The organism is Brevibacterium luteolum, from assembly GCF_013004595.1.
Taxonomy (GTDB): Bacteria; Actinomycetota; Actinomycetes; order Actinomycetales; family Brevibacteriaceae; genus Brevibacterium; species Brevibacterium luteolum.
In genome coordinates this window covers 308,804-330,459 of the sequence record NZ_JABEMC010000002.1, presented here as the reverse complement: position 1 = coordinate 330,459, position 21,656 = coordinate 308,804, and the positions used below count along the sequence as shown (strand labels likewise).

General features: G+C 68.9%; 22 protein-coding genes. 13 read left to right on the top strand and 9 right to left on the bottom strand.

Going from position 1 to position 21,656, the window contains the following annotated elements:
• Positions 1-113 precede the first annotated feature (113 nt).
• Entirely contained in the window at positions 114-1,433 is a 1,320-nt protein-coding gene (locus HLA91_RS04985) for a YjiH family protein (RefSeq protein ID WP_170273799.1), read from the top strand.
• A gap of 22 nt (positions 1,434-1,455) precedes the next feature.
• Complete coding sequence (locus HLA91_RS04980; protein ID WP_170273798.1) at positions 1,456-1,956, top strand: GNAT family N-acetyltransferase; 501 nt, start codon at positions 1,456-1,458, stop codon at positions 1,954-1,956.
• Positions 1,957-2,051: 95 nt separating this feature from the next.
• Here the strand turns inward: HLA91_RS04980 and HLA91_RS04975 are convergent, their stop codons facing one another.
• On the bottom strand, positions 2,052-2,771 hold the full coding sequence (locus HLA91_RS04975) for a M23 family metallopeptidase (protein WP_170273797.1): 720 nt from the start codon (positions 2,769-2,771) through the stop codon (positions 2,052-2,054).
• A 181-nt stretch (positions 2,772-2,952) separates the two neighbouring features.
• On the opposite strand from HLA91_RS04975, the gene HLA91_RS04970 reads away from it, so the two are divergent.
• Positions 2,953-3,876, top strand: a complete 924-nt coding sequence (locus HLA91_RS04970; protein ID WP_170273796.1) for a hypothetical protein — start codon at positions 2,953-2,955, stop codon at positions 3,874-3,876.
• A 100-nt stretch (positions 3,877-3,976) separates the two neighbouring features.
• On the top strand, positions 3,977-4,801 hold the full coding sequence (locus HLA91_RS04965) for a TRIC cation channel family protein (protein ID WP_170273795.1): 825 nt from the start codon (positions 3,977-3,979) through the stop codon (positions 4,799-4,801).
• A gap of 26 nt (positions 4,802-4,827) precedes the next feature.
• On the opposite strand, the gene HLA91_RS04960 is transcribed toward HLA91_RS04965, so the two are convergent.
• Positions 4,828-6,129, bottom strand: coding sequence for an aspartate aminotransferase family protein (locus HLA91_RS04960; RefSeq protein ID WP_239557102.1), 1,302 nt, complete (start codon positions 6,127-6,129; stop codon positions 4,828-4,830).
• A 70-nt stretch (positions 6,130-6,199) separates the two neighbouring features.
• Between HLA91_RS04960 and HLA91_RS04955 the strand changes: the two genes are divergently transcribed.
• From HLA91_RS04955 to HLA91_RS04945, 3 genes are read left to right on the top strand one after another with little or no spacing between them, the layout of a single operon-like run.
• Complete coding sequence (locus tag HLA91_RS04955) at positions 6,200-7,297, top strand: phosphotransferase (protein WP_170273794.1); 1,098 nt, start codon at positions 6,200-6,202, stop codon at positions 7,295-7,297.
• Positions 7,294-7,965: a DUF421 domain-containing protein gene (locus HLA91_RS04950; RefSeq protein ID WP_170273793.1), complete on the top strand. Its 672-nt coding sequence runs from the start codon at positions 7,294-7,296 to the stop codon at positions 7,963-7,965. The genes HLA91_RS04955 and HLA91_RS04950 overlap by 4 nt, the downstream gene beginning before the upstream one ends.
• Positions 7,962-8,381 carry a QcrA and Rieske domain-containing protein gene (locus tag HLA91_RS04945; RefSeq protein ID WP_239557101.1) on the top strand — a complete coding sequence of 140 codons (420 nt, stop codon included), beginning with the start codon at positions 7,962-7,964 and terminating at the stop codon, positions 8,379-8,381. The genes HLA91_RS04950 and HLA91_RS04945 overlap by 4 nt, the downstream gene beginning before the upstream one ends.
• Positions 8,382-8,385: 4 nt before the next feature.
• On the opposite strand, the gene HLA91_RS04940 is transcribed toward HLA91_RS04945, so the two are convergent.
• Genes HLA91_RS04940 through HLA91_RS04930 form a run of 3 tightly spaced genes read right to left on the bottom strand, consistent with a single transcriptional unit; the run spans position 8,386 to position 10,587 of the window.
• Positions 8,386-8,766 (bottom strand): hypothetical protein, encoded by a 381-nt coding sequence (locus HLA91_RS04940; protein WP_170273792.1) that lies wholly within the window; start codon positions 8,764-8,766, stop codon positions 8,386-8,388.
• Positions 8,763-9,923: a serine hydrolase domain-containing protein gene (locus HLA91_RS04935; protein ID WP_170273791.1), complete on the bottom strand. Its 1,161-nt coding sequence runs from the start codon at positions 9,921-9,923 to the stop codon at positions 8,763-8,765. Before HLA91_RS04935 ends, HLA91_RS04940 begins: the two co-directional genes overlap by 4 nt.
• A 55-nt stretch (positions 9,924-9,978) precedes the next feature.
• Positions 9,979-10,587, bottom strand: coding sequence for a winged helix-turn-helix domain-containing protein (locus tag HLA91_RS04930; RefSeq protein ID WP_170273790.1), 609 nt, complete (start codon positions 10,585-10,587; stop codon positions 9,979-9,981).
• Positions 10,588-10,701: 114 nt separating this feature from the next.
• On the opposite strand from HLA91_RS04930, the gene HLA91_RS04925 reads away from it, so the two are divergent.
• The 5 genes from HLA91_RS04925 (at position 10,702) to HLA91_RS04905 (ending at position 17,609) form a co-directional block, all read left to right on the top strand.
• On the top strand, positions 10,702-11,397 hold the full coding sequence (locus tag HLA91_RS04925; RefSeq protein ID WP_170273789.1) for a hypothetical protein: 696 nt from the start codon (positions 10,702-10,704) through the stop codon (positions 11,395-11,397).
• An 81-nt stretch (positions 11,398-11,478) separates the two neighbouring features.
• Positions 11,479-11,886: an acyl-CoA thioesterase gene (locus HLA91_RS04920; protein WP_170273891.1), complete on the top strand. Its 408-nt coding sequence runs from the start codon at positions 11,479-11,481 to the stop codon at positions 11,884-11,886.
• Between the two features lie 104 nt (positions 11,887-11,990).
• Positions 11,991-14,765, top strand: a complete 2,775-nt coding sequence (gene otsB / locus HLA91_RS04915) for a trehalose-phosphatase (protein WP_170273788.1) — start codon at positions 11,991-11,993, stop codon at positions 14,763-14,765.
• A gap of 158 nt (positions 14,766-14,923) precedes the next feature.
• Complete coding sequence (gene erm, locus HLA91_RS04910) at positions 14,924-15,805, top strand: 23S ribosomal RNA methyltransferase Erm (RefSeq protein ID WP_170273787.1); 882 nt, start codon at positions 14,924-14,926, stop codon at positions 15,803-15,805.
• A gap of 142 nt (positions 15,806-15,947) precedes the next feature.
• Positions 15,948-17,609, top strand: coding sequence for an HNH endonuclease (locus HLA91_RS04905; RefSeq protein ID WP_170273786.1), 1,662 nt, complete (start codon positions 15,948-15,950; stop codon positions 17,607-17,609).
• Between the two features lie 27 nt (positions 17,610-17,636).
• Here HLA91_RS04905 and HLA91_RS04900 read toward each other — a convergent pair whose 3' ends face one another.
• The 4 genes from HLA91_RS04900 to HLA91_RS04885 form a co-directional block, all read right to left on the bottom strand.
• Positions 17,637-18,149 carry a GNAT family N-acetyltransferase gene (locus tag HLA91_RS04900; protein ID WP_239557100.1) on the bottom strand — a complete coding sequence of 171 codons (513 nt, stop codon included), beginning with the start codon at positions 18,147-18,149 and terminating at the stop codon, positions 17,637-17,639.
• A 146-nt stretch (positions 18,150-18,295) separates the two neighbouring features.
• On the bottom strand, positions 18,296-19,585 hold the full coding sequence (locus HLA91_RS04895; RefSeq protein WP_170273785.1) for a histidine kinase dimerization/phospho-acceptor domain-containing protein: 1,290 nt from the start codon (positions 19,583-19,585) through the stop codon (positions 18,296-18,298).
• A gap of 8 nt (positions 19,586-19,593) precedes the next feature.
• Positions 19,594-20,508: a response regulator transcription factor gene (locus HLA91_RS04890; protein WP_170273784.1), complete on the bottom strand. Its 915-nt coding sequence runs from the start codon at positions 20,506-20,508 to the stop codon at positions 19,594-19,596.
• Between the two features lie 101 nt (positions 20,509-20,609).
• Positions 20,610-21,224, bottom strand: coding sequence for a hypothetical protein (locus tag HLA91_RS04885; RefSeq protein ID WP_170273783.1), 615 nt, complete (start codon positions 21,222-21,224; stop codon positions 20,610-20,612).
• A gap of 68 nt (positions 21,225-21,292) precedes the next feature.
• On the opposite strand from HLA91_RS04885, the gene HLA91_RS04880 reads away from it, so the two are divergent.
• Entirely contained in the window at positions 21,293-21,568 is a 276-nt protein-coding gene (locus HLA91_RS04880) for a DUF3021 family protein (RefSeq protein ID WP_165883975.1), read from the top strand.
• The last annotated feature ends 88 nt before the right edge of the window (positions 21,569-21,656 follow it).

Here is a 21,656-nt window from a genome sequence, read left to right as displayed (position 1 = left end):
CAGCCGGAATTCCGCGATATCGGACAGCGAACCATGCCCGGGCGCTCATAGCACAGGTGACGTGCGTTACAGTGAGCGGGAAAGCTCCACTGAACCTCCGCGGAGAACCGACCATGACGGCACGCACCGAACCGAGCTCCCCGACCCGGCCGCGGGGCATCTGGCGCATCTTCGTCTTCTCGGCCATCGGCATCTTCATGTTCTTCGTGCCGATCACCATTGCCGGCACCAACACGATCCCACTCGACCACATCGTCACCGGCATCAAGACCTACGCCGCACCGGTCGTGCCGTTCATCGTGCTGGCTCTCATCCTGCTGGGCACTGTACGCCCGTTCCTGACCGGCAGCTGGCGGGACTCGCCGACCCGCACCGTGTTCTCCTTCCTCAACATCGCAGGTCTTATCGTCGCGATCCTCATCCTCACCTCCCCGCCGGCCTGGCTGGCGGCTGAGGACATCGGGCCGTTCCTGTGGGAGAAGCTCGTCATCTCCGTGGGTCTCATCGTCCCGGTCGGTGCGATCTTCCTGGCGATGCTCGTCGGCTACGGGCTCATGGAGTTCATCGGCGTGCTCGTCCAGCCGATCATGCGCCCGGTCTGGCGCACTCCCGGCCGCTCGGCGATCGACGCGGTCGCCTCCTTCGTCGGGTCCTATTCCCTCGGCCTGCTCATCACCAACCGCGTCTACCACCAGGGCAAGTACACCGGCCGTGAGGCCGCGATCATCGCCACCGGCTTCTCGACGGTGTCAGCGACTTTCATGATCATCGTCGCCAGTGCGCTCGATCTCATGGACCACTGGCTGCTGTACTTCTTCACCACCCTGTTCGTCACCTTCCTCGTCACCGCGATCACCGTGCGCATCCCGCCGCTGTCGACGATCCCGCACGACTACTGGCATGAAGCGACCCCGCAGCCGGAGGAGAAGCCTGCCGGATCCCGCCTGCGCGCGGCCTGGGGTGAAGCCCTTGAGGCGCTCGACCGTGCGCCGAGCTTCGGGCGCAACATCTTGCTGAACTTCCGCGACGGCATCTACATGGCCGCCTCGATCCTGCCCTCGATCCTGTCGGTCGGGCTCATCGGCCTGCTGCTGGCAAAGCACACGCCGCTCTTCGAATGGTTCGGCTACCTGTTCTACCCGTTCACCTGGATCACCCGGATGAGCGAACCGCTGCTGGCCGGCCAGGCGCTTTCGCTCGGCCTCGTCGAGATGTTCCTGCCCTCCACCCAGGTCGCCGATGTCGAGTCGCTCGTCACCCGCTTCGTCGTCGGCATCATCTCGGTCTCAGGCATCATCTTCTTCTCCGCCATGGTGCCGTCGATCCTCGCCACCGACATCCCGATCAAGCTGTGGCACCTCGTGGTCATCTGGTTCGAACGCGTCGCCCTATCGATCCTCATCGCCGCCCCGCTGGCCCACCTGCTGCTCTGACCAGGCGTGCGACACTGATGCCATGACCGAGTCGCTCACCCGCCTGACCACTCGCGATGGTGCAGAGTTCACCGTCCGTCGCGCCAGCGCAGGAGACCTTCCAGCGATCGTCGCGCTGCTTGCCGACGACCCGCTCGGGCAGTCACGCGAGTCCGCTACTGTCGATGACGCTTACCGGCAGGCCTTCGACGCTGTCGATGCCGACCCCGGTCAGCTCCTCCTCGTGATCGAAACTCCTGGCCCCGCGCCCGAGGTGGTGGGCACCTGCCAGCTGACCTTCATTCCCGGCATCTCCCGGCACGGCATGCTGCGTGCCCAGATCGAAGCCGTGCGCATCCGCGCCGACCACAGCGGACAGGGCCTGGGCACGGCGCTCTTCACGTGGGCGATCGCCCACGCCCGCTCCCGCGGCTGTGGTCTCGTCCAGCTCACCACCGATCACTCCCGCGCTGACGCCCACCGCTTCTACGACCGCCTCGGCTTCACTGCCAGCCACACCGGTTACAAGCTGCTGCTCACCTGAACCCCGCCATCTCGTCTGAAGACACGACCGCGCCCGAGGCGGGTCCCACCTCGGGCGCGGGTCTCATGCACACAGCGTGCGCGGGTATGTGCAGGTTACGGGGTCACCGGCGCATCGGAGCCGGCGTTGACGCCCTTGCGCTTGAGCCAGTCGTGCGGGTCTATGAACCCGGTGTTCGTCGCGGACTTCCACTTCGCGCCGTTCGGCTCATCGCTGTTGACCATGACGCCGAAGTGCAGGTGCGGGCCGGTGCTGTTGCCGGTGTTGCCGGCCTTGCCGACGACCGAACCGGCCTTGACCTTGTCACCGGGCTTGACGTCGACCTCGCTCAGGTGGCCGTAGTAGCTGTACATCTCATCACCGCTGATCTCGCCGTGCTTGACGACGACACCGTTGCCGGTGTGGTGCTTGAGCGCGGAGCTCGGGCTCGTGTCGCCGACCTTCTTGCCGGTCTCGACGCGCAGCACCTCGCCGTCGGTCACCGCGGTGATCGGGGTGCCGGTGGCCACCCCGTAATCGGTGCCGAGGTGGAAGGAGTCGCCGCGTGGGCCGAACACGCTGGTCGGGGCGCCGGCACCGGCCGGCACCGGTGAGCTGTAGGTGCGTTCGGCGGCCTGTTCGGCTGACTGCTCGGCGACCGTTCCCGAGGCGGTGGTCGCCTGGGCAGCGTGGGCGGCGGCAGGGGAGAGCCCACCGGCGAGCAGGCCGATGCCTGCAGCGGTGCCGACTGCTGCGGCGAGAAAGGTGCGGCGGCGCTGGGTCGGCGCCGTGGTCGAGGGGGTTGTGGTCGAGGGGGCGGGGATTGCGGAGGACATGGATCCACCTTTCTGACGACTTGGGATCTGTGCGTTCTCCGACCGGCCGTGGGTGACCGGCCATGACCCACACAAGCAAGCGAAGCTGGAATATCAGTCAGCCGAACCTCAGAGTTCCCTGGCCGGACAGCCTGGTCGGACAGTCTGGCCGGGTTCCTGGCAGCGGCCTAGACTCAGTGGCATGCGCATCTTCACCGACGCCGATATCCGCACCCGCCTGACCCCGCGCCTGGCCGTCGACACGATGTGCGCCGCGCTCGCCGCCGATGGACGAGACGAGTTCGCCTGCCCGCCCCGGCTGCGCGCACCGCTGCAGGCGGCCGGCCTCGATGCTGGCACCCTCGTCATCACAGCCGGTGCGACCACCACGCATCTGGGCTACCGGTCCTATGTGCGCGACCGGCAGCTTCCCGGTGGCGCAGAAGAAGAGCAGCTCGTCACGGCCTTCAACCGGGAGACCGGCGCGCTCGAGGCGATCGCGGTGGGCTCCCTGCTCGGCAACCGCCGCACCGGCGCGCTCGGCGGTGCGGCCGCCCGCTATGTCGCAGGCGATGGCCCGCACCGGGTCGCACTCATCGGCGCCGGCCGGCAGGCCGCCCAGCAGCTGTGGGCGCTGCGCGCAGTCGTCGGGATCGAGGACGTGCGCATCTACGCGCCGACTCTCAAACGCCGCGCTGAACTGGCTGAACATGCCGCCAGCAGCTACGGTCTCACCGCCACGGCCGTGGAGACCGCCGAAGAGGCGGTGCGCGAGGCAAGCATCGTCATTCTCGCCACCACCTCCCAGACCCCGGTCATCGACACCAGCTGGCTTGCCGAGGACTGCCTCATCTCCACTCTCGGGCCAGCCGCCGCCTCGGGCTCGGAGATCCCTGACGACCTGCTCACCGGCGCCTACGTCGTCACCGACGCACGCGACCAGCACCTGGCCGACCCAGAGGCGCTGCTGCCGCCCGGCGGGGCCGAGGCGATCATCCCGCTCGGCCAGATCGCCAACAACGAGGTCCGCCCGCGCACCGACGGCCGCCGCGTGTACCTCTCCCGCGGCTTAGCCGGCACCGAGGTCGCCCTCCTCACCGCGCTCGCCGACGCCGTCGACGGCTGAGTACCGACTTTCCAGATCGTTCGACGCCCCAACCACGTCCCCGCGGGGACGCAGGAGCAGCCGGTGACCGAGCATGTGACGCGTGACGTAGGCTGAGGCCGTGAACGTCTCAGTCGCACTGTTCATCTTAGAACTCGTCGGCGTCTTCGCCTTCGCGATCTCGGGCAACCTGCTCGCCGCGCGCAAGGACTTCGACATCACCGGCGGGGTGGTGCTCGGCTACCTTGCCAGCCTGGGCGGCGGCATCATCCGCGATGTCGTCCTCGGTGAGGTGCCGACGTCGCTGCGCGAGCCGATCTACCTGCTCATCCCGCTGCTGGCCGCCCTCCTCGTCTACTTCATCGGCCGGCACACTGAACGCGCCCGTCTGCCGATCGTCATCTTCGACGCCGCCGGCCTCGCGCTGTTCTGCACCACCGGCACGATCATCGCCTTGGAGCACGGCATGAACGTCTACGGCTCGATTATGCTCGGCATCATCACCGCCGTCGGCGGCGGGCTGATGCGTGATGTCGTCGCCAACGAGATCCCGGCCGTGTTCTCCGGCTCCGAGCTCTACATCATCCCCGCCTTCTGCGGTGCACTGCTGGCAGCACTCGGCCAGCAGACGAGCATCTGGAACGTGTGGGTGACGATTGCCGCCGCCAGCGTCGTCTTCGCCTTCCGGCTCACCGCCTGGCTCCGCGGCTGGCGGGCCCCAGGCAGCATCCGCGGATGGAGCTACCGCGGGGTGGGCGCCGGCATGAAGCGCACCGCCTCAGCCTTCCGCGCACCGGTGCGCCGGGCCAAGGAAACCGCCCGAGAGGTCGCCCGCGAGGTCATCGACGAGGTCACCTCCGAGGACACCACCGCCTCGAAAACGGACACCGCGCCCGAGGCGGGGGAGACCGGCGACGATGGCCGCCCGCCCAGTGCCGGCAGGTGACGTCCCCGCGGGGACGTGTCGCCGGATCAGCTCAGCTCGTCGAGCGTGTCGTCGAGTGCTGCGAAGAACACCTCGGCCTCGGGCTCATCGAAGACCAGCGGCGGGCGGATCTTGAGCACATCGGCGCCCGGTCCCGAGGCGGAGATGAGCACCCGGCGTTGGCGCAGCCCGTTGACGATCGCCGCAGCGGCCTCAGCCGGTGGCCGCGCAGCGGACCCGCGCACATCGACGCCGACGAACAGCCCGGCCGCTCGCACATCCCCGAGCAGGTCGGTGCGCCCGGCACGAACGGCTAAGCCGTCGGCGAGCACCTGCCCGAGCTGCTCTGCATGCCGGGCCAGCAGCGACCCGGTGATGACATCGAGGACTGCCTGGGCTGCCGCGATGCACACCGGATTGCCGCCGAAGGTGTTGAAATAGCGCACACTCGCGCCGAACGCATCGGAGATCTCCCGCCGGCTGACGACCGCGGAGATCGGCATCCCGTTGCCCATCGGCTTGCCGAGCACCACGAGATCCGGCTCCATGCCGTGCCGGGAGAACCCCCACATCGTACCGGTGCGCCCGAACCCGGCCTGCACCTCATCGGCGATGACACACCCGCCGAAGGCCCGCACCACATCTGCAGCAGCGGCTAAGCCGCCCACCGGTTCGGGTAGCACCCCATCAGAGGAGAAGATCGAATCGAAGATCACCGCCGCCACCCCGTGCCCGCGCGCCTCCAGATCGGCTGCTGCCGCCCGCACCTCAGCGGCCAGCGTCTCCACGCTCATCCCCGGACGCATGTCGACTCTCGCCACCGCCTCGGCGATGGGATTGTTGACCCCCAGGCTCGGCGACAGGCTCGCTGCCAGCGCCGTTGTGCCGTGGTAGGCGTTGGCGGAGATGATGACACCCTCACGACCGGTGGCGAACCGGGCCATCCGGACCGCCAGGTCCACCGCCTCGGACCCGGAGCAGGCATAGGTGACCTGGTCCAGCGCCGCCGGGAAGGTCGCCAGCAGGGCCTCGGAGTAGTCGAGGATCCCCTCGGTCAGATACCGGGTGTGCGTGTTGAGCCGGCCCAGCTGCCGGGTCACCGCCTCGGTCACGGCCGGATGCGCATGCCCGATCGCCGGGACGTTGTTGTACATGTCCAGGTGCGGGCGGCCGTCCGAGCCGTACAGCCACGCGCCCTCGGCGCGCACGACCTCGACCGGCTCCCGGTAGAACAGCCGGTAGCTCGATGACAGCGCCGCGTCGCGCCGGGCGAGCAGGGCAGCCGTGCGCGCCGGCACCTCGGGAGCGGATTCGGGATCGAAGGCGTTGGCCATGTGCATCTGCGCCATGGCCCCAGCGTCCCACATCCTCAGCCCGGACGGTACAGATTCCACCGGCCCGAACCGATACCCTGAACATATGAACCGGCCGCTGCACACGCTCACCGCCGCAGAGCTCACCGAGATCTGCCGCACCCACTTCGGCCTCGACGCCGAGGTCGGCGAGTTCCTGCCCGGCGAGATCGCCATCAACGTGCGCCTGCGCGCCGCCGGCCGCGACTACGTGCTCAAGGCCGAATACCCCACCCGCACGATGAGCCCGGGCCACATCGACTGGATCACCCGCGTGCAGGAGACCGCTGCCCGGGCCTGCCTGCCGGTCGCCGGCCAGGTCCCGGCCCTGACAGACGCCGCTGCCGACGCGGGGGTCGCCGAGGCGGGCCACACCCGGGCAGGGGAGGAGCACCGGCCGTTCGTCGCCAGCGTCGACGTCCCCGCGGGGACGCAGCCGGCGCTCATACGCATCCAGGAGTACCTGCCCGGCCGGGTCGCTGCCGGCGCTCACCTGCCCGAGAACTACCCCGCCCAGGTGGGCCGGACGGCAGCTGCGGTGGTCAACGCACTGGCTGGCATGGCCGGGGAACCCGGTCCCATGGTGCACCCCTGGTCGTTCGAGACCACCGGTGCCAACGTCCTCTTCGCCTGTCAGCGCATCGCCAGCCTCGAAGCCGCCGGACAGGTTGCGGCCGAGGTCAGCGGCCAGCTCTCCGGCGACCTCGCCCTGGCCCGGGCGGCCGCGCAGCGCTTCGAGGCCGACATCGTCCCGCAGCTGGACGGGCTTGAGAGGCAGGTCGTCCACCAGGACCTCAATGACTTCAATCTGCTCGTCGGCGACGGGAAGATCACCGGGATCATCGACTTCGGCGATGCGCGCACCGCCCCACGGGTGGCCGAGCTGGCGATCGCTGCGGCCTACACGATGCTCGGCACGGACCGGCCGCTGACAGCACTGCGCCAGGCCGTGGCCGCCTATCAGACTGCTGTCGCCGGCACGCCCGCCGAGCTGACGGGAACCGAGCTCGGCCTCATCGAGCACGCCGCGTTCACCCGGCTGTGCCTCAATGCCTGCATCTGGACCTCCCGCACACTCACCGCCCGGGCCGATGATCCGCGCGCCGCCTACGGACGGGAACGGATGAAGCGCACCTGGCCGGTGCTGCGCGAGGTGCTCCGATGACCCCTGCCGTCGTGTCCCTGACTCCGCCGCAGGGCTGGCAGGCGGCGCTGCTCGAGACGCTCGGCATCGAACTGTGGCGGATCCCCGTCGTCATCGTCTCCGCGATCCTCATCTACGCCGTCTTCGTCATCCTGCTGCGGATCTTCGGCGCCCGCGTCCTCTCCGGCATCACGAGCTTCGACGCTGTGGTCGCCATCATGGTCGGTGCGGTCGCCGGCCGGGTCATCATCGGACACCCGCCGACGGTCTCCGCCGGTGCGATCGGGCTCGTCACCCTCATGTGCCTGGAGGCGCTGTTCGGGGCGCTGCGCAGTTCTCTGCCGATGCACCGGGCGCTGAACAACCAGCCGATCCTCATCGTCGCCCACGGCGCGATGCTCACCCGGGTGATGCGGCGCGTGCACGTCACCGCCGATGATGTGCAGATCGCCGTGCGCAGGGCGGGGCTGGGACGGCTGCAGGACGCCCAGTGTGTCATCCTGGAGCCGAGCGGGACGCTGAGCGTCATCCCCGTCGGCACGCCGGTCGACCGCACGATGATGCAGGGCGTCGACGAAGCCGATGCGCTGCGCGGGAAATGGACGAGCCCCGGCGGCAGCGGCAGGCTCGTCATCGAGGACACCGTGACCCCGCGAGGGAAGAGCAGGACAGGAGAAGAGAACGCATGAGCAACGAGATGAGCCGCAGGCGCATGGTGCAGCTGTCAGCCCTGGCCGGTGGTGCCGCCAGCATCGGCGGGACTGCAGCGCTGTCAGGCTGCTCGGGCACTGACGACGACATCGTCGAGCCCTCGACCGTGGCCGCGGCCGAGGTGCCGGTCGGCTCAGGTGTCGTCGTCGACGACCGGTACGTCGTCGCCCAGCCCACCGAGGGGGACTTCCACGCGTTCAACGCGATCTGCCCGCACCAGGGCTGCTTGGTGCAGACGGTGACGGAAGAGGAGATCATCTGCCCCTGTCACAGCTCCCGGTTCGACCCGAAGACCGGAGAGCCGCTCTCCGGCCCAGCCGAAACCGGCTTAGCCGCCGCGAAGATCACGCAGTCAGGCGATGAGCTGACGATCAGCATGACCGGAGACGCCTGAGGTTTCACTGCAGCGCCAGGACGACAGAGGCGACCACGGCTGCGATGACGAGCAGCGCGAACGTCCCTTCAGCCAGCGCTGCGGCTATGTCAGAGCGCCGGTGGCCGGGCCTGAGCCACGGCAGCTGCGGACCGATGCGCACGGCCTCGAACGTGGCGTAGACGAGGGCCAGGGCTGCCGGCACCCAGATGAGATACGCCCAGCTGGGCAGGCTCACGAGCATCCACTGGAAGACGAAGACCGCCAGGGCTGCCGCGATCGAGACGATGAGCCCGAGGCGCGAGACCGACGCGGCTGCGCGGCTGGCCTGCCGCGCTCGCCATACCGCCACGGCGGCGTAGAAGACGATGAGTCCGAGGAAGACGATGGTCGCGTACAGGGTCATGAGGTCTCCTTCCCGGCCGGCGTGCTCAGCAGATCGAGTGCGGCATCGACCGAGCGCGTCGTGTCGCTGAGCACGACGAGTCCGGCACCGTCGGCGGTGAATCCGGTTACCGAGCGGAAACCCCCGGTGCCGCCGTTGTGGAATGTCAGTGCGGGATCCGCCTGGGCCTCGATGAGCCAGCCGTATCCGATCTCCGTCTCCTCATTGAGCAGGGCGTGCGGTGTGGTCGCGTCGCCGCTGCCGGGCAGGTCGGTGGTCATGACCGCCTGCAGGTACCGGGCCATATCGGCTGCAGTCGAGCGGATGCCCCCGGCCGGTGCGCTGGCAGCCATCGTCCACGGTGAGGCGGGGATGCCGCCGGCGGCCAGGCCGCGCGGGGCTCCGGCGCTCAACCCGCCGCGTTCGACGGGCAGATATGTATCGTCCATGCCGAGCGGGGTGAGGATCCGCTCCTGCAGCAGACGCGGATAGTCGGTGTCTGCCGCTTGGGCCAGTGCGAGGCCGAGCAGGGCGTAGCCGTAGTTCGAGTACTCGCCTGCAGCGGCGTCGGCTGCGACGGCGGTGGGGGTGCTGATGTCGGAGAGCCCGGCGAGCAGATCGTCAGCGGATTCCGTGTACGGATCGGTGTGCAGCACCGCGGCGACGAAATTCGGCAGCGGGTTCCCCGGTGGCAGCCGCGGCAGCCCCGAGGTGTGGGTCGCCAGCTGCAGCAGGGTCACCTCGGAGGCGGCGCCGGCCGCGGGGCCGAACAGTTCGCCGAGCGTCGTGTCCGCGGTGACCTCGCCGCGTTCGATCGCCTGCGCGAACAGCACGGCGGTGAAGGTCTTCGTGATCGAGCCGATCTCGAACTCGGTGTGCGCATCTGCACCGAAACCGGCATACCGGATCTCATCGCCACCCGGCGTCACCTGCGCGATCGCGACATGATGGCGGTCGCGGGAGCCGACGGCCTCGATGACCGCTTCTCCGAGCGCGCGGTCACCGGTCGGTGCGCCGAGGCGCGGGAACAGCGGGGACAGACCGGTGAGCAGCAGCGCCACGGCGAGTGCGGCAGCGCCGGGCCACAGCAAGCGCCGCGGTGTGCGGCCGGTGCTCGGGTGGGCGGTGTTCGGGTGCTCGGTGTTCGGGTGCTCGGTGGGCGAGGTGCGGTAAGCCATGCGTCCCTCCTGTGCGTTGCTGACGGAAAGCGGCGAGTCGGTGGCAGGACGGCGCTCAGCCGACCGCGGCGATGATGATCGTGAGGACGGGGATGACGCGCTCGACGGGTATGCGCCACTGCCCGCGCTGCGGTGATTCGAGCCAGCCGGCGCTCGCCAGCTGCTGCAGGTGGTGGTAGATCTGCCCGGTCGAGCCGAAGCGGCCGAGCTCGGAGAGCCCCGCGACCGAGGTGGTGCCGAGGTAGATCTCCTGCAACAGTCCCAGCCGCACGGGGTGGCCGAGGGCGTCGAGCCTGGTGGCGGCGGCGGTGAAGTCGAGGTCGTCGATGTAGCCGGCCGGCCGCCCGTACTGCCAGGACACCGGACCGGCCGGAGTCTGCGGCAGATCCCCGGTGAAGAGGATCCCGCCGGCCCCGCCGGTGGCCTGTTTGAGACCCTCGAGCGCCCACAGCGAGCTGCGCGCCGGATCCACCGCGGGCGGTGCTGGCGTTTCAGATCCGTGTGGCGTTGCCTCAGATCCGTACGGTGAAGCGGGGCCTCCCGGTGCCGGGTCGGCGGGTGCTGGGTCGGCGGCGGTGCCGGGCTGGCGTGCTTCGAGGGCGGCGATGCGGTCTTCGAGCGCGCTGAGCCGCTCGCGCAGTGCATCGGGAGCAGAATCGGTCATACCCCAGTTATACAAGAAATACGGAATTATTGAAAGTACGGATTTGTCGGGCGGGTCAGGCCCGTCGACGCTGGCATCCGCACCGCGTGGGCCTGCCGCTACACTTGGGCGGTGATGTCTGATACCCCCGCAGGAGCACCAGAGCCCGACGAGACGCACAGCGCAGACGAGACGCACAGCGCAGATGAGGCGGTCAGCCCAGCTGAGATCCGGGCCGGTCAGTCCGCCCGCGGCACGTGGATGTTCGCCCGCGGTGCCGCGGCATTCATCTTCGGCATCGTCACCGTCTTCTTCCCCCGCGAGCAGATCGGCGGGCCCGCTCAGCTCGCCCTGCGCGTCGACACCGCCGACTACCTGCTCATCGGCTACCTCGTCGTCCAGGGTCTGCTCATCCTCGGCTTCGCCCGCGCCGTCACCACCTCCGCCCGCACCCCGGTGCTCGGCCAGGCGGTCATCGTCATCCCGGCGATCATCTTCCTGTTCCTCGCCGAACAGCCCGGCCAGCTGCGCGCCGCCGTCGCGGTGTGGGCGCTGCTGCACGCCGCCTGCGAACTGTGGCTGTGGTCGCTGGTGCGCAGCCTGCCGAGCTCCTCGGACTTCCTCATCGTCGGAGGCATCCACGCCCTCATCGGCATCATCATCGCCTTCGGCGACGATATGGGAGCACTGACCGTCATCGGCTTCACCGGCGCCGGCATGCTCGCCTCCGGCGTGCTCTACATGCTCGGCGGCTACTCCCGCCGCTCCCAGGCCCGCCGCACCACCGCCTCGGGACCGGCCACCGACCCCGCCGCGAACCCCGATGCCTAGACTGGGCACATGAGCGACGCGACGAATCCCCTGCTCGGCACCGACGAATCCACTGCCCGCGACGAGGCCGGCCGCCCGGCGATGAACTTCCACACCCGCAAATGGGTGCGGCCCGAAGACCTCAACGCCAACGGCACCCTGTTCGGCGGCTCGCTGCTGCGCTGGATCGACGACGAAGCTGTCGTCTACGCGATGATCCAGCTGGGCAACCAGCGGATCGTGACGAAGTTCATCTCCGAGATCAACTTCCTTGCCTCCGCGACCCAGGGCGACATCATCGAGATCGGGCTGGTGGCCGTGAAGTTCGGGCGCACCTCCCTGACGATGCGCTGCCAGGTCCGCAACATCATCACCGGCGAGATCATCCTCTCGATCGACAAGATCGTCTTCGTCGGCCTCGACGAGCACGGCCGGCCCGTCGAACACGGTTACGACACCGTCACCTACGAACGCGACCGCTTCCCCGACCACCTGCTCGGCAGGCGCTGAGACACCGGCGGCAGGCGGCCGTTCGCCTGGGCGCGGGCAAGCCACTACACTGAATGCGCTTTGCCCACCGGGCGCCCCCGCACCACCTGCACCACGAGGACACCATGACCGCATCTCTCGACCTGCTCGACTCCTGGGATCCCGCAGCCCCCACCTCGGGCCCGCTCGGCGACCTCGCCGAGGCCGCCCGCACCCTTGATGCCGAGCTGTTCGCAGAGATCGTCCGCCTGGCCCGGACCCCCAAGCTGCTCATCGCTACCGACTACGACGGCACCATCGCTCCGATCGTCGACAAGCCCACCCACGCCTATCCGCTGCCCATCAGCCTCATCAGCATGCGCGCACTGGCCGCCCTGCCCGACACCAACGCCGCGGTCATCTCCGGCCGGTCCCTGCGCGACCTCGCAGCGATGTCGCGGCTGCCGCGTGAGGTCCATCTCGTCGGCTCCCACGGCTCGGAGACCGATATCGACGCCATCGACGCCCTCGACGCCGAGGCGAAGGCGGCCCTGAAGGACCTGCAGCAGTCGGTGGCCTCCTTGGCGCGGATGGTGCCCGAGGCGCAGTTCGAGCTCAAACCCACCGGTGTGGCCGTGCATCTGCGCGGCCTCGACCCCGATGCCCGGGCCGTCGTCGAAGCCGGCATCACGCAGATGGCCCGGCACGTCGCCGTGTCCGTGGTCCGCGGCAAAGAGGTCGCCGACCTCACCGTCGTCGAATCCACCAAGGGCGAGGCGCTGAATGGGCTGCGCGAACGCCTCGGAGCGGCCGCGGTCGTCTACATCGGCGACGACACCTCAGATGAGCGGGCTCTGGAGACCCTGACGAGCACCGACCTGGGCATCACGGTCGCCCCGCTCGACTGCCGCAAGGCCGTCTCCGGCCGCCCCTGCGTCGACACCGCCGCAGGCTTCCAGCTTGCCGACCCCGAGACCGTCTCGCTCGTGCTCTCGAGCATCTTCGAGCTGCGCCGCTCCTGGCTGTTCGGCCAGACCGCCGTGCCGATCGAACGGCACTCGATACTCGCCAACGGGCAGTCGACCGCGCTCATCGACCCCGGCGGCCGGATCTGCTGGATGCCGCACCCACTGCCCCACTCGGCCTCCCTGTTCTCCGAGATCCTCGGCTCCCCAGCCGCCGGCTACTACTCGGTCGCCCCAGCCACCGCCTCGGGCGCGGATGCCCGCAAGCAGAAGTCGCTGACCCAGCGCTATCAGCGCGACACCACCATCGTCGAGACCCGGTGGGCCGGGCTCACCGCCCGCGACTACCTCGCCCCGGTGTCCGAGGACAGCCTCGACACCGTGCTCGTGCGCGTGCTCACCGGCGACGCCGAGGCCGAGATCCGGTTCGCCCCGCGCCCGGACTTCGGCTCGTACCCGATCCGGCTGGAGAAGGTCGGCGACGGTGTGCGGGTGCTCGGCACCTCGGAGCCGGTGATGCTCCACGCTCCCGGCGTCGACTTCGACATCATCAGCGAAGACGGCTCCGACACCGCCGTGGCCCGCGTCGTGCCGACCACGCAGGAGCGCGCCAAGCTCGTGCTGGTGCTCGTGTGCGGCGGGTCCTTCGCCGATACGGACTACCTGCTCGCCGGCGGAGAGTCCTTCGTGCGCCGGCGCGCGGCCGGCTACTGGCGCAACTGGGTCACCGGCCTCACCCTGCCCGAACTCAAGACCGACGAGGTCACCCGCTCGGCGATCACCCTGCGCGCCCTGTGCCACGTGCCCACCGGCGGCGTGCTCGCCGCCGCGACCTCCTCCCTGCCCGAGGGGATCGGCGGCATCCGCAACTGGGACTACCGCTACTGCTGGCTGCGCGACGGCTCGATGACCGTGCGCACCCTGCTGAGCCTGGGCTCCACCGCCGAGGCGGAGGGCTTCCTGGCATGGCTGGCCGGGATCCTGGAGATGACGGTCGGGCCCGAACAGCTCCACCCGCTCTACGCCGTCGACGGCTCAGCGCTCACGACCGAGGCGGTGCTGGAGCATCTGCCCGGCTATGCGGGCTCGCGGCCGGTGCGGGTGGGCAACGCCGCTGAGCATCAGGTGCAGCTCGACGTGTTCGGCCCGGTCACCGAGCTGCTCGACGACTTCACCGCGGCCGTCGGCACGCTGTCGGAGGAGAACTGGAAGCTCACCTGCGATATGGTCACTGCCGTTGAGCGCCGCTGGCACGAACCCGACCACGGCATCTGGGAGGCCCGCCGGGCCCCGAAGCACAACGTATACACGAAGGTGATGTGCTGGGTGACCGTCGACCGGGCGATCCGGATCGCCGAGCGGTTCGGCCGCACGATGCCCGGGGCGTGGCGGCGGCTGCGCGAAACCATCGCCGAGGACGTCATCACCCGCGGCTGGAATGAGAAGGTCGGCGCCTACACGGTGGCCTACGGCGAGGACGACCTCGACGCGGCCTGCCTGTTCGTCGGGCTCTCCGGCCTTCTGCCGGCAGACGATGAGCGGTTCATCGCCACCGTCGACGCGATCGAACGCGACCTGCGGGTCGGGCCGACGGTGTTCCGCTACCACTACGATGACGGGCTGCCCGGACTCGAAGGCGGCTTCCACATCTGCACCACCTGGCTCATCGAGGCCTTCATCAAGGTCGGGCGGATCGCCGATGCCCGCGACCTGTTCCGGCGGCTCGACAACCTCATGGGGCCCACCGGCCTGTTTCCCGAGGAGTACGAGCCGATCGCCGAACAGCACCTGGGCAACCACCCGCAGGCGTACTCGCACCTGGGCTACATCCGTGTTGCCCAGCAGCTCGACGAGCTGCTCGATGTGGCCTCCGATGCCGAACTCGACGACGACGGCCTCGACGAGGTCGACATCGACACCACCGCCTCGGGACCGGTATCATCAGTGTCATCATGATGTCAGCAACTGAGGCTATCGTTTGGGGCCGTCTCCGCTTCTGAGCGGCGGACCCTGCTTCGAATTCCCCATTCCCAGGTTTCGCCGCTCCGCTGTGACCAGCCGGGCGGAGACATTGTGCTGCCCGGACGCCAGACTTCTTCGGAGCGTCCCACATCATGCCCACGTATCGTGGCGGCCGTCATGAGCACGGCCAGAACTACCTCATCGACTCACACACCATCACCACCCTCATCGGCGCCGTCGCCGAATCCCGCGGACCGATCATCGAGATCGGGCCCGGCCGCGGCGCCCTGACACACCGGCTCGCCGCGCTCGGCCGGCCTCTCACTGCGGTGGAGATCGACCCGCGCAACGCCGCCGCGCTGCGCCGCGAGCTCACCGCACCCAGCGACGGGCCGCCGGTCGAGATCGTCACCGCCGACTTCCTGCGCTGGCATCTGCCGGCCGGCAGATGCGTCATCGTCGGCAATCTGCCGTACCACCTGACGACGGCGATGCTGCGCCACATCCTGCCGATCCCGCACTGGCAGGAGGCGGTGCTCCTCGTGCAGTGGGAGGTCGCCCGGCGCCGGGCCGGGGTGGGCGGTGCCTCGATGATGACCGCCCAGTGGTGGCCGTGGATCGACTTCACGCTGCTCGGCCGGGTGCCTCGCAGTGCCTTCCGGCCGATGCCGAGCGTCGACGGCGGGATGCTGCGGATGACCCGGCGCGCTGCGCCCCTGCTCGCCGAAAGCGACCGGCGGGCCTACCGCGGGTTCGTCCACGCGGTGTTCACCGGCCGCGGGCGCGGGCTGCCCGAGATCCTCAGCCGGATCGTCGGGCAGCGCGCCCGTCAGGCGGTCAAGGGCTGGCTGGCCCGCGAGGGCCTCGGCGCGAGCACCCTGCCCAAGGACCTGTCGGCTGAGCAGTGGGCTGGCCTCTACGCGCTGGTCGCTGGCTGCGGCTGGTCACCGCGTGGCGGCACCGGTTCCCAAGGCGACCGTTCCCGAGGTGGCCGTTCCCGAGGTGGCCGTTCCCGAGGTGGTGGCCGCCGCTGAGCTGACTGGCCGGCGGGTTCCCCGCTCGCCATCATCGCCCCAGGTCAGCCCACGATGTCAGTGCCGGAGTCTAGCGTGGATGTACGTATCGAATGGGCAGGTGACTGCCCGGTGACAGGGGACCGTGATGGCGATGACGGATATGACCGAGACGGACGAGATCGATACCGCGACAGGCAGAGCAACCGGGGCCGATGAGCTCGGCGCACGGCTGAGCACGATCGAGGGCTTTCCCTCCCTGGGGGTGGCCGGTGAGGATCCGGATGCCCTCGTGCTCGCCGTCAAACAGGCGATTGCGCACGTCTCGCAGTGTCAGGCCAGGCTGCTGGCGCTGCTCGACGAGGTCGAGCGCACCCGCATCTGGGAAGGCTGGATCGGCATCCGCAGCCTGGCGCACTGGGTGTCATTCGTGTGCGAAGTGCAGGTGCACACCGCACGCGAATATCTGCGCGTCATGCGCGCGCTGCGCAAGCTGCCGGAGGTGGCCTCGCTGTTCGCCGTCGGACGGGTCTCGTATTCGAAGGTCCGGGCGATCACCCGGGTCGCCGATCGCATCGACGGCAGGCGAGCGGCCGAGATCGTCGTCCTCGCCACCGCCGAGCAGCTGTCGAAGATGGTGAGCACGTACTCACTGCTCGTCAAGCATGACGAGCGGCAGGAGCTCATCAGCGGGGACAAGGACCGGTTCACCGTCCTGCCGAACGGGCAGGGGCGGGCACGGATCCTCATCGACGTGCCCGAGACCGAGGCCGCGGAGATCCTCGCTGCGGTCAACGCCGCCCATGACCGGCTCGTCCGCGAGCAGGCCGAAGCCGCTGGGGAAGCAGCTGCTGCCGGGGAACCAGAGGTGCCGGAGAACCCCAGCAGCGTCCACGCCGACGGCTTCCCCACCCAAGCCGAAGCGCTGATGGAGCTCGTGCGCTGCGGCTCCGATGCAGCCAACGGCTCACGCACCGATGCGGCCCGCGCGACGATGGTCGTCCACGTCTCACCCGACACCCTCGCGCAGGCGCAGGCACAGGTGCAGACACAGGAACAGGCGCAGATACAGACGCAGGTGCAGACGCAGCCAGTACCCGACGATGCCGGAGACGTCCCCGCGGGGACGTCTGCGGGAGAGCAGAAGAGCTATGTCGACGGGTACGGGGCGATCTCTGCGGAGTCGTCAGCCCGGCTGGCGTGCACCTCGGCGATCATCGGTGCCGCACTCGACCGATTCGGTGACGTGCTGGTGCTCGGGCGGACGAAGCGGCTGGCGAGCTCTCGACAGCGTCTGGCCCTCAGCGTTCGAGACCTGGGACTGTGCCAGTTCCCCGGCTGCGGCAGACGCCGCCGGCTGGAGGCGCACCACCGTCAGCCCTGGTCGGAAGGAGGGCCGACTGACCTCGACAACCTCATCCTGCTGTGCCGCTCCCACCACATCGCCGTGCATGAGCACCACCTGCGCATCGCCCGCACCGATGCACCGCACTCCGGGGCCCGGCAGGGAAGCACCGGGTTCGTCTTCCTCACCGAAGACGGCCGGGATGTCGGCAAGTTCGAAACCCATCTGCTCCTGGCACCCCCAGGACACACGCAGGACACCATCGACTGGACGCCGTCGGAGCACCCGCCCGACGACCTCGACGAGGTCACCGAGGTCATGTCAGAGCCGCTGAATCTCACGGCCTGCCCGTTCGAGCAGCTCTACGGACCTGATCGCATCAGCACCTTCGGCGGCGGTTACGGCTTCAATCTCGCAGAGTGCGTCTCCTGGCTCTTCGACGTCGAGAAACCACAGGATGACCTCGGCTTAGCCGCCTAGCCAGGATGCTCTCCCACCGCGCCTGCTCTAGGGCTGCGTGTCGTAGGTGACCCAGTTCGTCTGAACTGCCAACTGGTCGTACAGCGACCGGGCAGTTGAGTTGTCCTCGGCGGTGATCCACCGGACGACCGAGCAGCTCTGTGCGCGCGCTTCGGCGCGGATCCGGTCGATGAGCGCGCTGCCGGCGCCGAGCCCGCGGGCCTCGGGAGCGGTGAAGAGATCATCGAGCCACAACCCGACCGAACCCGTCGAAGGGCGGGCGAACCGGCGGAAATGCCCGATCCCCACAATCGACTCACCTCGTCTGCCTGCGGATTCGGCAGAATCGGTGAGAGCCACCAGCCCGCGCAGCTCATGGCCCTCATCGTTGAGCCACGCCCACACCCGGTCGACGACCGACTCATCAGGAGTGAGCCGGTAGAAGTCCCGGTAGGCAGCGAACAGCTGCCGCCACTGCGGCTCGTCCGCCTCAGCCACCTCTCGAACACGCACACGGGGCGCGCGATCGCCATTGGTGTACTCATCTGCTGTCATGCTCATGGTGCCTCCTCTGTGCCGTCCAGGCGAGACGTCTCCGTGCCGACGCCCCCGCTCAGACGTCCCCGCGGGGACGTCACTGACCCGCCCGGGCACGGCGCTTCGCCCACCTCGGGCCCGGCGCTTCAGCCCACCTCGGGCCCGGCGCTTCAGCCCACCTCGGGCAGCGCGCCGGTATGGGTTTTGACGATCTCCTCCTCAACCCGTGCCTCGGGGAAGACCACCTCGGTGACCGCCCCGCCCTCCGGCGCATTGCGGAACAGCAGGTGCATGCCCAGCAGCTTCGCCTGGCCCTGGGCGATGACGAGCCCCAAGCCCATGCCGCCGCCACCGGAGGAGACGAACCGGGTCGGGCCCGAGGCGAGGATATCGGCCGGGTACCCGGATCCGGCATCGCTGACGATGACCGAGCTTGGGGTCGTCCGCACCACGATCGGCGCCGTGCCGTGACGCACGGAGTTGACGATGAGGTTGGTGATGATGCGTTCGAAGCGCCGCTGATCGGTCATCACCGTCCGCCCGTCGGAATCGCAGACCACCTCGATCTCCTGGCCGGTCAGAGCACCGGAGCCCTGCAGCGTCGAGACGAGCGAGCGGATGGAGTTGTCGACGTTCATCGGCGCAATCGACGGGGTCGCCCGCCCCGCATCCAAGCGCGAGACCTCCAGCAGGTCCTCGACGAGCACCTGCAGCCGGCTCACCCGCTCCTTGACGAGTTCAGCAGGACGGGAATCCTCCTCCAGCAGGTTCGCCGCATTCACCAGACCGGTGAGCGGCGTGCGCATCTCATGTGCGAGGTCAGCGGTGAATCGCTGTTCGGAGTCCAGTCGTTCGACCAGCCGTGACACGGCGGTGTCGGCAGCTTCAGCGAAGGCGGCGACCTCATCATCACCAGCCTCGATGACGTCCGAGATCCGCACCGAGGTGTCCCCGCCGGCGATCTTGCGGGCCGCCTGCGCGCCGAGCGTCAGGCGCCTGGAGATCTGCCCGGCAGCCAGCGAACCGATGCCGCCGATGACGACGGCTGCGCCGATCATCCCGAGCAGGATCGCCCGGTCGATCTCGTTGAGCAGGTTCTGTGACTCCTCCGTCGAGTTGCGCACGGATATGACCGCAGTGTGCGATCCGACCTGGATCGGCGCGGCCGCCCACATCGTCTCCTGCCAGTCGACCGTCGAGCGGATCGTAACGCTTTCGCCCTTGCGGGCGGCAGTCTGCGCCTCATCGGGAAGCTCGGGGTCGTCGACGGTGGCGTTGAGGGTCAGCACACCGGTGTCGGAGTAGATCGAGATCGCGTCTTCGAGCTGGTCGGAGACCCGCTGTCGCATCCGGTCGTCCTCGGCAGCCGCCGCGGACTGCCGCACGACCACGCCGCAGGACAGCACCGCGATGATGACGGAGACGACGATGAGGAGGACGATCTTCCACCTGAGGGACACGCGCGCCCCTACCCGGCGAACCTGTAGCCGAAGCCGCGCACCGTCTCGATCATCCGTGCGCCGATCTTCTTGCGCAGCCGCTGGATGTGGACATCCACAACTCGCGAGTCACCGGCCCACTCGTATCCCCACACGGTGTAGGCGATCTTCTCCCGCGAGTACACATGCCCCGGCTCCTCGGTCAGCAAGAGCAGCACCCGCAGCTCGGTCGGCGTCAGATGCACCTCCTTGTCATCGACGAGCACTGTCAGCCGTGCGCTGTCGAGCACGAGCGAACCCAGCCGCGTGCGGTAGTGCCCGCGGTCGGCGGCATCCGTTCCCGAGGCAGGGGTCGCCTGGCCCGCGCGGGGCCCGATGGGAGCGGTCGGGACGGCAGGTGCGGCGACCGACGCTGGGGAGGATTCGGAGGTGGCGTTATGCGAACCCGGGTTCGACAGTCCCGGGGAGGGACCGAGCACCTCGGGAATCCCGTCGAGGCCGACGGTCGTGCCGGCGTCGCTGCCGGTCTTCTCAGCTGGCGGGCCGATCTCGTCGGGCGAGAAGCCCATCGGCTCGTTGCCGGCGGTGATGAACCGGCGCACCACGGCGCGAATGCGGGCGTTGAGGACCTGCATGTCGAAAGGCTTGACGAGGTAGTCGTCGGCGCCGGCCTCAAGAGACTGGACGATATCGATCGGCTCAGAGCGGGCGGAGATGATGATGACGGGAACGGTCGACTTCTCGCGGATCGCCCGGCAGATCGAGGCGCCGTTCATCGTCGGCAGCATGAGGTCGAGCAGTACCACGTCAGCTCCGTGGGAGGCGACGAACTCGTAGCCGTCGCGGCCGTCTTCGAACGCGCTGACGGTGTAGCCGAAGCGCTCCAGGGAGATCTGTGTGGTCTCGCGAATGACCTCATCATCTTCGACCAGCACGATATGCATGAGGGACCTCGTTTCGCTGCACATGAGTCGCGGTACTGAAGGGGTGTGACATACAGCTTAACGGGGCGCGCCACCGGCTGCGGCTCTGACGCGGGGATGAATCACTCCCCGCCGTCGCGGCTGATCCGCTGCCCGCCCTCGAACCGGCCGTCATGATACCGGTACACGCGCACCGACCAGCCCGAGGGACAGCAGCGCTTGTCGCCGTCGCGATACAGCGACTCCTGGGCCACGAGCGTACCGCCCTGCCCGGGGGTAAGCGTCAGGTCTGTGCCCGAGACGACGAGCTCGACCGCAGGCCTGCCGTCTTCATCGCCCACCACCAGGCCAGCGAACCGCTGTTCGTCGCGCGGGGTGGTCACCTGGGCGATCTGGTACTTCGTCTCTCCGACCATGAGCGGTTCGTCCAGGGTCAGGCAGTCGGTGCAGTACAGCAGAGTCTCGAGCACCTGGGCATGCGCGGCGTCGGCGGCCAGTGCGGCGTCATCGACGGCGGCCTCCCGGATCTCATCGGCGGAGAACGGCTCGTCGACAGGCAGGTTCTCTGACGGCCGGGTGGCGCTGGGCACCGGCTGGCCGCTGGGGCTTTCGACGCGCAGCCCACCGTCGGGACTGCAGCCGGTGAGCAGGAAGACACCGGCGCTCAGCACCGCTGCTGCGCGCACGCCGCTGCTGCGCATCCAGGCTGCGGGGCTGGCGGGTGTTCGTCCTGTCATGCCACTAGTGTGCCAGGCTGTGCCCGGCCTCGCCCGCCGCAGGCGCACCGAGTAGAATGGCGGGCACTATGGCTCATCAACAGGACTCCCACTCCCCGGCATACCCGTCGAACACGACCGTGAGCTACAAGGACTCGTTCATGTTCGGCGTCGTCGCCGCTGGCATCGTCCTCATCTCGACGATCTTCTTCACCGCCGCGTGGTCCAGCCTCAAGGCGATCGGTCTCGTCGGCCTCTACACCGTCATCACGTTCCTCGTCGTCTTCGGCGTGACCGCACTGCTCAACTGGATCAGCACCCGCAAGGACGACCGCGACCAGAAGTCCTTCCCAGTCCTGAAGTAGACCGCGCGCATGCGTCAGGCGCCCACCGTTCCCGAGGCGGTGGGCGCCTTTTGCATATGCGCTGACCTGGGACGTTTAAAGAATTCGG